The following is an 11,110-nucleotide window of genomic DNA, read 5'->3' as shown; positions in this document are numbered from 1 at the left end:
CCCCCCCGACCGGGGGCGCTAGAGCGCCCGGGTGACGTCCTCGGCGCCGACCTTGCCCGTGCGGGAGCGGCCGACGTTCACCAGGTGGTAGAAGACGATGACCATGATCGTGCCGAGCGCGATGCCGCTGAGCTCGAAGTCGTCGCCGATCTTCAGCGTCACGTTGCCGATGCCGGCGATGAGGCCGGCGGCCAGCGGGACCATGTTGATCGGGCTGCCGAAGTCGATCCGGTTGTCGACCCAGATCTTGGCGCCGATGAGACCGATCATGCCGTAGAGGACCACGGTGATGCCGCCCAGGACCCCGCCGGGGATGGCGTTGATGATGACGCCGAACTTCGGGCAGAGGCCGAGGATGATCGCGACGATCGCCGCGACGTAGTAGGCCGCGGTCGAGTAGACCTTGGTGGCCGACATGACGCCGATGTTCTCGGCGTACGTCGTGGTCGGCGAGGCACCGAAGGCGCTGGCCAGGGCGGTCGCGGCACCGTCGGCACCGAGCGCACGACCCATGTAGGGGTCGAGGTCGTCGCCGGTCATCTCCGCGACGGCGCGGACGTGGCCGGTGTTCTCGGCGATGAGCGCGATGACGGCCGGGATGACCAGCAGCGCGAAGGTCAGCGAGATGTCGGGGGCGTGGACCTTGCTGACGCCGTCGGCGAGGTCGCCGGTCGGCAGGCCGAACCAGGCGGCGTCGCCGAGGCCGGCGAGGTTGACGCGGTCGTGGGTGGTGACCTCACCGCTGCCCGTGGGCGAGGTGATCTGACCGAAGACCGTGTCGGCCAGGAACGACAGCACGTAGCCGAAGATCAGCGCGAGGAAGATCGAGATCCGCGACCAGAAGCCGGGGAAGCGCACCGTCGCGACGACCACGAACGCAGCGGTCGCAAGCGCGATCCACTGGTCCTGGGGCCAGTAGGTGTTGGCCACGACCGGGGCGAGGTTGAAGCCGATCAGCATGACGACGGCGCCCGTGACGGCCGGCGGCAGGACCTTCTTGAGCATGCCCGCGCCGAGGAAGTGCACCGCGACGCCGACCAGCAGCAGGATCAGGCCGGCGACCAGGATCGCGCCGGTGACGTCGGCGGAGTCGCCGCCCTGCTCGCGGATCGCGAAGACGCCGGAGACGAACGAGCCGCTGGTGCCCAGGTAGCTGGGCACCTTGTTGTTCACGACCAGCAGGAACAGGATCGTGCAGATACCGGAGAACAGGATCGCGAGGTTCGCGTCCAGACCCATGATCAGGGGGAAGACGAACGTGGCGCCGAACATCGCCACCACGTGCTGGGCGCCGAGACCGACGGTCTTGCCCCAGCTGAGCCGCTCCTGAGGCCCGACGGCCTCGCCGGGCGCAGGATCGACCTGCGTCCACTTGAACATCGACATGCGGAAGTTCCCTTCGCCAACGGTGGAGCCGAGAGAACAGCGAGCCTATTGAGGCCCACGCCACACCCTCACTAGCCAGGTCTGCCCAAAGGACCGCCGGAACGTCGACAGATCATGCCTACGGTCACGGCGGACGCGTCTGCTCCGCTAGTCGGGCGGCCGTGACGGCGGCCGGTGACGGGTCAGCCGCCGACGACCTCGAGCACCTTGAGCGCGACCGCGACGTCGAGGCGCAGGTTGTGGTCGGAGGTGATCGGACCGAGCAGCCGCTCGAGCTTGGTGACGCGGTAGCGGATGGTGTTGTAGTGGAAGAACTGCACGCGCGCCGCCTCGGCGACGTTGAAGTTCGTCGACAGCAGCACCTGGAGTGTCTCGCGCAGCGCGGCCGCCTCCTCGCCCTGCCCGGCCAGCTCGCCGAGCACGTCGACGGCGAAGGCTCGCAGCTCGACGTCGTCGGGGACCATCGCGATCAGCCGGTGCAGGCCCAGCTCGTCGAACCAGGTCGTGGTGCCGCCGCCGCGCACCCGCCGCCCGACGGCGACCGCGCGGTAGGCCTGCGCGTAGCTCTCCGGCAGGCCGCGTACGTCGCCGGCGACCCGGCCGACACCGACGGAGAACGGGCGCCGGCCGCCGCCCTTGTCGCCCGCGACCGCGCGGACCAGCCGCATCACCACGTCGGAGCCGGGCTGGCTGCCGTCCGCGGGCAGGACCGTGACCACCTCGGAGCCGAAGTCCGCGACCGGGACCGTCCGCGAGACCCCGCCGACCACCTGCCGCCAGGCGTCGGCGAACCGCTCCTGCCACAGCCGCTGCTCGTCGAGCGTGCCCGGCGGCTCGCCGGGCTGCTGGGGGTCGAGCTGCGCGACGACGACGATCGAGGGCCCGCCGAGCTCCCAGCCGAAGCCGACCACGTGCTCGCGGACGAACTCCTCCGACCCGGCGCGGCCGAGCAGCACGTCGCGCAGGAAGTCGCCGCGGTACTTGTTCTCCACCGCCGAGACGGCCTGCTCCCGGCTGATCGAGAGGGCCACGGCGATGCCGGCCCGCCGCAGCGCGATCGTCTCAACGGGGGTGAGGTCGCGGTCGACCACGAGGACGAGGTGCCCGAGTGGCTGCGACGGCGTCGCGATCGGCAGCCGGTGGACGCGCGCGCCCCCGGCCAGCACGGTGGCCTCGGTGTCGAGCCGCTCGACGCGGACCCGGCCGGTGGGGTCGAGCAGGTCACCGGCGGTGAGGTCGGCCAGCCGGTCCTCCGGCAGGCGCGGGACCCGCTCGCGGCCGTCCGTGGTCGTCACGGCCGCGTCGGCGCGCAGCGCGGCGCCGATGGCGTCGATGATGTCGCCCAGGCCGGCGTTGGCGAGCACCCGCTGGGCGAGCTCCTCGGCGAGGCCGTCCGCATCGAGGGGCACCAGCTCCGGGTCCGACGTCCAGCCTGCACCCGGGCCCCCACCCGGGCCCGCGGCACGGCGCGCCACCGGATCCGCCGGGGCGCCTGACATCGCGGCGTCGGATGTCAACTCTTGTCCCCCGTCCTCACCGGGGTTGGCAATGCTCACCATTCGGCGCACCCTAGTTCATCCGTTAGCGTCCGAGAGGTGCCCCCGTCGACCTCGACCCGGACCCGCGTCGCCGGGGCCGGGACCGCCGCCCTCCGGCGCCGGTTGCACGAGGAGCCCGGCACCGGCGAGGTCGTCCACGCCGGCGCCAGCGCGGTCTACGTCCGCCTCGGCGACCGCGTCGTCGGCGTCTCCGCCCACAGCGCGGTGCACGTGCCGGCGACGATCGCCACCGCCCTGACCCGCCTGCCCGACGTCGCCGTGGGCAGCCCGGCCGAGGTCGCCGACGGCGCCCTGCACGTGGCCGGCCTGAGCGTCTCGGTCGACCGCCTGGTCCCCACCGACCTCCCCCGGCTCCCGCCCGAGGCGGCCGACCGGCTCGCCGCGGCCACCCCCGACCTGTCCCACGTGCTCGACCAGCTGCCCGCCGAGGCGCTCGACGCCCTCGCGGCCGGTGACGGCGAGGCGGTCGCCGCCCTGCTCGGCCGCGGCGACGGGCTCACCCCGGTCGGCGACGACGTCGTGGCCGGGTGGCTCGTGGCCGCCCGCGCGACCGGCCGGTCCCGCGACGCGGTCGCCGACGGCGTACGACGCTCGGCGCACCGGACCACCACGCTCTCCGCCACGCTGCTGCTCGAGGCGGTCGACGGCGCGTGCCTGCCGCAGTTCCGCGCGCTGCTGCTGACCCTCGCGACCGGCCGCGGCGTCCCCGACGCGGTGGACCGGCTGGTGGCCGTCGGCCACTCCTCCGGCGCGGGGATGCTCCTCGGCGCCGCCCTCGCGCTCCGCAGCTGACCGCCCCACCCCCTGAACCCATCCGTCCCCGCACCTCGTCCCCACGGAGGAACCCCTCGATGACAGTCGAGCACGTCGAGATCCGCCCCGGCGCGTACGCCGACAGCGTCGCCCTGCTGCAGGTCAGCCGCGACGTCGCCGCCACCCCGGGCGTCGTCGCCGCCCAGGTGGCCATGGCGACCGAGCTCAACCTGGAGGTGCTCGCCGGCATGGGCTTCACGCTCCCGCCGGCCTCGCCCAACGACATGGTCGTGGCGCTCCGCGTCGACGACGACTCGGTCGTGCCGGCCGCGCTCGCCGCGGTCGACGCCGCCCTGGCCGCGGCCCGCAAGGGCGCCGCCGGCGGTGGCGACACCACCCTTGCGGCGCCCCGCACCACCGGCTCGGCCCTGCGCCGCGCCGGCGGCGGGCTCGCGCTCGTCTCGGTGCCCGGCGCCTCCGCGCTGGTCGAGGCGATGGACGCCATCGACGCCGGCTCCGACGTCATGGTCTTCAGCGACAACGTGCCGGTCGAGCAGGAGCTGGCGATGAAGCGCATCGCCCGCGACCGCGGCCTGCTGGTCATGGGCCCCGACTGCGGCACCGCCGTCGTCGGCGGCGTCGGCCTGGGCTTCGCCAACACCACCGAGCCCGGTCGCGTCGGCATCGTCGCCGCCTCCGGCACCGGCTGCCAGCAGGTCCTCGCGCTGCTCGACCGCGCGGGCGTCGGCGTCTCCGCCGCGCTCGGCGTCGGCGGCCGCGACCTGTCCGCGGCCATCGGCGGCATCTCCACGATGACCGCCCTGGACCGCCTCGACGCCGACCCGACCATCGAGCAGGTCATCGTCGTCTCCAAGCCGCCGGCCGCCGAGGTCGCCGCCGCGGTGGAGGAGTACGCCGCCGGGCTCGGCACGCCGGTCCGGTTCGCGCTCCTGGGCGCCGGCCAGCCCGACATCACCACCCAGGTCGAGGGCCTCCTGGCCGACCTCGGAGTGGCCGTGCCGGAGTGGCCCACGTGGGGCACCCCCGCGGCGTCGGTCGGCGGCTCCGCGCTGCGCGGCCTCTTCGTCGGCGGCACGCTCTGCGACGAGGCGATGCTCATCGCCGCGGAGTCGCTGGGCGGCATCCGCAGCAACATCCCGCTGTCCCCGGAGCTCGCGCTCGGGCCGGACCTGACCGCGTCGGGCCACCTGATGATCGACTTCGGCGACGACGGCCTCACCCGCGGCCGGGCGCACCCGATGATCGACCCGACGCTCCGCCTCGACCAGCTCACCAAGGTGGCCCAGGACTCGGAGACCGCCGTCGTGCTGCTCGACGTGGTCCTCGGCCACGGCGCCCAGGACGACCCGGCCGCCGACCTGGCGCCGGCGATCGCCGCGGCGCGAGCGGCACGCGACGTACCCGTCGTGGTCGCGTGCGTCGGCACCTCGGCCGACCCGCAGGGCCTCGAGCGGCAGGCGCAGGCGCTCGCCGACGCCGGCGCCGAGGTCCACCTGTCCAACGCGGCCGCCACCCGCCGCGCGCTCGCTCTCGTCCCCGGAGGCTCCCTGTGACCGTGACCCAGCCCGCCCCCAGCCAGGCCCCCGCCGCGGTCGCCGCGGTCGGCGCCGACATGTTCGCCGCGGCCGTCGAGGCGCAGGCCGTCCCGGTCGAGCGCGTCGACTGGAAGCCGCCGATGGACGGCACCGTCGACGACCTCGCCACGGTCGCCGCCGACCCGCTGCGCCGCGACGCCAACCAGCTCGCGGTCAAGCGGATGCTCGACGTGCAGGCGATGCTCGTCGGCGTGGCCCCGGCCTCGGAGCTGCTCGGCCTCGAGAAGGGCCAGTTCCTCCACGCCGGCCCGCCGATCGAGTGGGCCCGCACCTCCGGCCCGCTGCGCGGCGCGCTCATGGGCGCGGCCGCCTTCGAGGGCCTCGTCGAGGACCCCGAGGACGCCGTCGCGCTCTTCGAGGCCGGCACCGAGGTCACCCTCGAGCCGTGCCACCACCGCGGCGCGGTCGGCCCGATGGCCGGCGTCGTGTCGCCGTCGATGTGGATGTTCGTCCTGGAGGACCCGGCCACCGGCCGGCGCACCTACTGCTCGCTCAACGAGGGCCTCGGCAAGGTGCTGCGCTACGGCGCCTACTCCACCGAGGTGCTCACCCGGCTGCGCTGGATGCGCGACTCGCTCGGCCCGCTGCTGGCCGAGGCCGTCACCGCCGCCGGCCCGATCGACGCGACCGCGATCCTCGGCCAGATGCTGCAGATGGGCGACGAGGCGCACAACCGCAACCGTGCCGGCACGCTGATGCTCATGCGCGACCTCGCGCCGCACCTGGCGCGCTCCTCGCGTCCCGCGGAGGAGGTCGCCGAGGCGTTCGCCTTCGTCGGCGGCAACGACCACTTCTTCCTCAACGTCGCGATGCCGGCCTGCAAGCTCGCGCTCGACGCCGCCCGCGACATCGAGGGCAGCACGATGGTCGTCGCGATGGCCCGCAACGGCACCGACTTCGGCATCCAGGTCTCCGGCACCGGCGACCAGTGGTTCACCGGCCCGGCGCAGCTGGCCGACGGCCTCTTCCTCGGCGACTACGGCCCGGACGACGCCAACCCCGACATCGGCGACTCCGCGATCACCGAGACCGCCGGCATCGGCGGCTTCGCGATGGCCGCGGCCCCCGCGATCGTGCGGTTCGTCGGCGGCACCGTGCCCGACGCGCTGGCCACCAGCCGCCGGATGCGCGAGATCACCATCGGCGAGAACGACCGCTGGCCGATCCCGGTGCTCGACTTCGCCGGCGCCGCCACCGGCATCGACGTCTCGTCGGTGTGCCGCACGGGGATCCTGCCGCAGATCAACACCGGCATGGCCGGCAAGCAGGCCGGCGTCGGCCAGGTCGGCGCGGGCCTGGTCACGCCCCCGGCGGAGATCTTCCCCGCCGCGCTGGCCGCCCTGGCCGAGCGCACCCGGGCCCGCTCGGAGGCCTGACCGCCGAGTCGCCACCTCCGGCAGGCCGAGTCGCCACCTCCGGCGACTCGGCCCGGCTTTTCCGGCGACTCGGCCCGCCACTTCCGGCGACTCGGCGGGTGCTGGGCCGTCAGTCGCGCGCGGCCAGCCGCCGGGCGAGGTACGGCGCCGTGGCACCCACCCCCGCGGCCGCGACCTCCGCGGGCGTGCCCTCGGCGACCACCCGGCCGCCGGTGTCGCCGCCGCCCGGCCCGAGGTCGACGACCCGGTCCGCGGTGGCGATCGTGTCGAGGTCGTGCTCGACCAGCACGACGGTGTTGCCGGCGTCGACGAGCCGGTGCAGCTGGCGCACGAGCCGGTCGGTGTCGGAGGGGTGCAGCCCCGCCGTCGGCTCGTCCAGCACGTAGAGCGTGTGCCCGCGCTGGGCGCGCTGCAGCTCGGTCGCCAGCTTGATCCGCTGCGCCTCGCCGCCGCTCAGCTCGGTGGCCGGCTGCCCCAGCCGCAGGTAGCCGAGCCCCACCTCGCGCAGCGCCTGCAGCCCCCTGGCCGCCGCCGGCACGTCGGCCAGCACCTCGGCGGCCTCGTCGACCGGCATCGCCAGCACGTCGGCGATGCTGCGTCCGCGATAGGTCACCTCGAGCGTCTCCGCGTCGTACCGCTTGCCCTCGCAGGTCGGGCACGGCGCGTAGGTGCTCGGCAGGAAGACCAGCTCGACCGACACGAACCCCTCGCCCTCGCAGGTCGGGCACCGGCCCTCCGCGGTGTTGAAGGAGAACCGGCCCGCGCCGTACCCCCGCTCGCGCGCCTCGGGCGTCGCGGCGAAGACCTTGCGGACGGCGTCGAAGAGCCCGGTGTACGTCGCCAGGTTGGACCGCGGCGTGCGGCCGATGGGCCGCTGGTCGACCAGCACCAGGCGGTCGACCCGCTCGAGGCCGTGGGCGGCCCGGAGACCGACGTCACCACCGGTCGCAGACGGGTCCGCGGCCTCGCCGTCCTCGTCCTCGTCGGGCCCGGGCGCCGGCTGGCCGAGGTGGCGGCGCACGACCTCGGCCAGCACCTGGACGACGAGGGTGGACTTGCCCGAGCCGGACGGCCCGGTGACCGCGGTGAAGGCACCGAGCGGCACGTCGAGCGTGACGTCGGCGAGGTTGTGGCGGGTGACCCCCTCGAGGCGCAGGTGGCCCGACGGCTCGCGGGGCTCGTGCTCGAACCGCTCGGCGCGGCCGAAGAGGTGGTCGCCGGTGAGCGAGCCCGCGACGTCCTCCAGGCCGGCGACCGGCCCGGAGTAGAGCACCTGCCCGCCGCCCTCGCCCGCGGCCGGGCCGATGTCGACGACCCAGTCCGCGCGGCGCACGACGTCCATGTCGTGCTCGACGACGAAGAGGGTGTTGCCGGCCGCCTTGAGCCGGTCGAGCACCGTGAGCAGCGGCTCGGCGTCGGCCGGGTGCAGCCCCGCGGACGGCTCGTCCAGTACGTAGACGACGCCAAAGAGGCCCGAGCGCAGCTGGGTCGCGATCCGCAGCCGCTGCGCCTCGCCCGGGGAGAGGGTGGTCGAGCCGCGGCCCAGCGAGAGGTAGCCCAGTCCGAGGTCGAGGAGCACCTCGATCCGCGCCACCAGGTCGGCGCTGATCCGCACCGCCGCGTCGTCGGGGTCGCCCTTGGCCTCGGGGCGGAGCAGCTCGACGAGGTCGGTGAGCGCGGCCGCGTTGGCCTCGGCGATCGACAGCCCGGCGAAGGTGACCGCGAGCGCCTCGGGCCGCAGCCCGCTGCCGCCGCAGGTGCGGCACGGGGCGGTGCTGACGAAGGCGAGCATCCGGGTGCGCATCTTCTCGCTCGGCGACGAGGCGAGCGTCTGCTGCACGTGGCGCCGGGCGCTGCGGAAGGTGCCCATGTAGTCGCGCCCGCCGCCGCCGTCCTTGTCCTGCGGCCGGATCAGCACGCGCGGCTGCTCGTCGGTGAAGAGCAGCCACTGCCGGTCCTTCGCCGGGAGGTCTCGCCAGGGGCGGTCGACGTCGATGTCGAGGTTCTTCACGATGCGCCGCAGGTTGTGGGCCTGCCACGCGCCCGGCCACGCGGCGATCGCGCCGTCGCGGATGCTCAGCGAGGGGTCGGGGACCAGCAGGTCCTCGGTGACGTCGTGGGTGACGCCGGCGCCGTGGCAGGTCGGGCACGCACCGGCCGCGGTGTTGGGCGAGAACACCTCGGCCGCCAGGTGCTCGGCGCCCTCGGGGTAGGTCCCGGCGCGGGAGTAGAGGATGCGCAGCAGGTTCGACAGGGTCGTGATCGTGCCGACGGTCGAGCGCGAGCTGGCCGCGCCGCGGCGCTGCTGGAGCGCCACCGCCGGGGGCAGCCCGGTGATCTCCTCGACGTGCGGCACGCCGACCTGCTGGAGCAGCCGACGGGCGTACGGCGCGACCGACTCGAAGTAGCGTCGCTGCGCCTCGGCGTACAACGTCCCGAACGCGAGCGAGGACTTCCCCGACCCCGAGACGCCGGTGAACGCCACCATCGCGTCGCGAGGCAGGTCGACGTCGACGTCCTTGAGGTTGTGCTCGCTCGCGCCGCGGACCCGCACGCAGCCGTCGTCGGTGCGCTCGCTCATGCCGGCACCCCCTGTGCCTCGGCGCGGCAGTGGACGAGCACGCCCACGACGAGCTCGCGGGAGATGAGGTCGCCGATGGCGTCCTCCTGCTCGTGGGCGCGGACCCAGCGGGGGTCGTCGCGGTGCTGCCGCTCGACGGCGTCGTCGACCGCGTCGGCGGCGCGCTGCCAGTCGTCCGGGGTGCCGGGCAGGTCGGCGAGCGGGACCTCCTCGACCATCCGCAGCCCGGCCGCGGCGACGGCGGCCTCGAGCTCGGCACGGTCCGGGAAGTGGTTGCCCTCGGGCTGGTCGGGCAGCTCGGCGACCGTGCGCTCGTAGACGAGCAGGCCGACCCCGCCGCCGGGGCGCACCGCCCGGCGCAGCTCGCGCAGGTGGGTGGCCTTGTCCTCGACGGTGCACAGCACCCCGAGCGACCAGGCGGCGTCGAAGGTCGCGTCGGCGAACGGCAGCCGCAGGCCGTCGGCCACCACCACCGGGCTGTCGAAGAGCTGCTGCGCGGCCCAGCAGGCGCCGGCCATCGGCTCGGCCAGGACGGGGCGGGCGCCGCGCTCGCGGGCGACGTACGCCGCCGGGCCACCGACCCCCGCGCCCGAGTCGAGCAGGTGGGTGCCGGCGCCGATGCCGAGCGCGTCGGCCAGCCAGTCCAGGGCGGCGGGGCTGCCGCTCCCCCGACAGGCCGCCGGCAGCGCGTGGTCGGCGCCGAGCCCGCGCACCGCCTCGACCGTCCACGACGCCACGGTGTCGAACTCGTCGACCATCGGGTCCTGCTCGCTCATCGTCGTCCTTCCCGGATCCGTGCTCCGACCTCGGCCTTGACCGCGGCGCCGTCCAGGGCGCCCCCGCTCGAGGCCGAGCCGGAGAGGTTGACGCCCGCGACGCCGTCGACGGCGAGCAGCTCGTGCGCCTCGCGCACCGCCTCCTCGATACCCGCCTCGCGGACGTCCGACGCCCCCAGCACCGCCTCGACCCGGTCACCGTCGAGGTGCAGGCCGGGGAAGCGCTGCAGCACGCGCGCGGACCGCTCGTCGGTGTAGACCGCGACGCCCGCGACCACCGGGATGGTCAGGCCGAGCTCCCGGGCGGCGCGCACGTACGCCGCCACCTCGGCCGCCGAGCCCACGTGGTTGAGCACCGCCAGGTGGGCGCCCGCCCGCTGCTTCTCGACCAGCCGGGCCGGGCGCAGGTGCCGCGGCGCGGCCGCCGGCGCCTCGGGCACGCCCACCGCGTGCCCCGCCTCGGCCGCCATCGCCGCCAGCCGGGTGCCGTCGAGGTCGAAGACCTGGGTGACCCCCGGTCGCACCCCGGGCGCCCGGGCGTCGCCGGTCACGCACAGCACGCCGTCGGCACCGGCGAGGGAGAGCCCGGCGAGCTCCTGCTCGAGCACGAGCCGGTTGCGGTCGCGGCAGGCCAGCGTCGTCCACGGCACCCCGCCCGCGTCGGCGACCAGCGCCGCCATCACCGTCGGCGGCAGGTCGGGCCGGTCCTGGTGCTCGCCGACCAGCACCGCGTCGCACGAGCCCGCCAGCACCTCCACGACCTCGCGCACCCCGCCCGGGTCGTACGCCGGCACGGTCAGGTCCGTCAGCACCACCGGCCCCCGCCCCGCCGCCTCGAGCAGCCGGCTCCGCGGCGCTGCGCGGGAGGCCACCGGCCCGTCCCACGCCACCACCCCCGCCGGCTCCTGCGCGAACGGGCACGGCCGCGCGTCGACCTCGCACGACGCGTCGTCGCGGACCCCGCCGCAGGGGCCGAACGCCATCCGCTTCGGGCACTCCACGCTCGTCTGCATCAGCCGGCCGGTACCCACGCGGCGCCTCCTGGTCGAGCAGGGAGACGGTC

At 75.2% G+C, this 11,110-nt stretch carries 8 protein-coding genes; 3 read left to right on the top strand and 5 right to left on the bottom strand.

The genetic code is table 11. The annotated features are described in order from the left end of the window. Window positions 1-18: 18 nt before the first annotated feature. Both QWY29_RS09020 and QWY29_RS09015 read right to left on the bottom strand, forming a co-directional pair. Window positions 19-1,386 (bottom strand): uracil-xanthine permease family protein, encoded by a 1,368-nt coding sequence (locus QWY29_RS09020; protein ID WP_300960379.1) that lies wholly within the window; start codon window positions 1,384-1,386, stop codon window positions 19-21. A 182-nt stretch (window positions 1,387-1,568) separates the two neighbouring features. Further along, on the bottom strand, window positions 1,569-2,795 hold the full coding sequence (locus QWY29_RS09015) for a PucR family transcriptional regulator (RefSeq protein ID WP_300960378.1): 1,227 nt from the start codon (window positions 2,793-2,795) through the stop codon (window positions 1,569-1,571). A gap of 186 nt (window positions 2,796-2,981) precedes the next feature. Between QWY29_RS09015 and QWY29_RS09010 the strand changes: the two genes are divergently transcribed. The 3 genes from QWY29_RS09010 to QWY29_RS09000 are packed head-to-tail and all read left to right on the top strand — an operon-like array spanning window position 2,982 to window position 6,690. Beyond that, the gene (locus QWY29_RS09010; protein ID WP_300960377.1) at window positions 2,982-3,737 is read left to right on the top strand and encodes an oxamate carbamoyltransferase subunit AllH family protein; all 756 of its coding nucleotides are present in this window, start codon (window positions 2,982-2,984) and stop codon (window positions 3,735-3,737) included. Window positions 3,738-3,796: 59 nt separating this feature from the next. Further along, window positions 3,797-5,272: an AllF/FdrA family protein gene (locus QWY29_RS09005; protein WP_300960376.1), complete on the top strand. Its 1,476-nt coding sequence runs from the start codon at window positions 3,797-3,799 to the stop codon at window positions 5,270-5,272. A 2-nt stretch (window positions 5,273-5,274) separates the two neighbouring features. Further along, window positions 5,275-6,690: a YlbE family protein gene (locus QWY29_RS09000; protein ID WP_300960375.1), complete on the top strand. Its 1,416-nt coding sequence runs from the start codon at window positions 5,275-5,277 to the stop codon at window positions 6,688-6,690. Window positions 6,691-6,799: 109 nt separating this feature from the next. Here the strand turns inward: QWY29_RS09000 and QWY29_RS08995 are convergent, their stop codons facing one another. The 3 genes from QWY29_RS08995 to QWY29_RS08985 are packed head-to-tail and all read right to left on the bottom strand — an operon-like array spanning window position 6,800 to window position 11,060. Further along, window positions 6,800-9,271, bottom strand: a complete 2,472-nt coding sequence (locus tag QWY29_RS08995) for an excinuclease ABC subunit UvrA (protein WP_300960374.1) — start codon at window positions 9,269-9,271, stop codon at window positions 6,800-6,802. After that, window positions 9,268-10,047, bottom strand: coding sequence for a class I SAM-dependent methyltransferase (locus QWY29_RS08990; RefSeq protein WP_300960373.1), 780 nt, complete (start codon window positions 10,045-10,047; stop codon window positions 9,268-9,270). Before QWY29_RS08990 ends, QWY29_RS08995 begins: the two co-directional genes overlap by 4 nt. Beyond that, a complete protein-coding gene (locus QWY29_RS08985; RefSeq protein WP_300960372.1) occupies window positions 10,044-11,060 on the bottom strand; it encodes a methylenetetrahydrofolate reductase C-terminal domain-containing protein in 1,017 nt (338 codons plus the stop codon). The genes QWY29_RS08990 and QWY29_RS08985 overlap by 4 nt, the downstream gene beginning before the upstream one ends. Between the last annotated feature and the right edge of the window lie 50 nt (window positions 11,061-11,110).

Source organism: Nocardioides abyssi (assembly GCF_030412915.1).
GTDB lineage: Bacteria > Actinomycetota > Actinomycetes > Propionibacteriales > Nocardioidaceae > Nocardioides > Nocardioides abyssi.
Note: the sequence above shows the minus strand (reverse complement) of the source record. Positions and strands in the feature narration are given on the sequence as shown.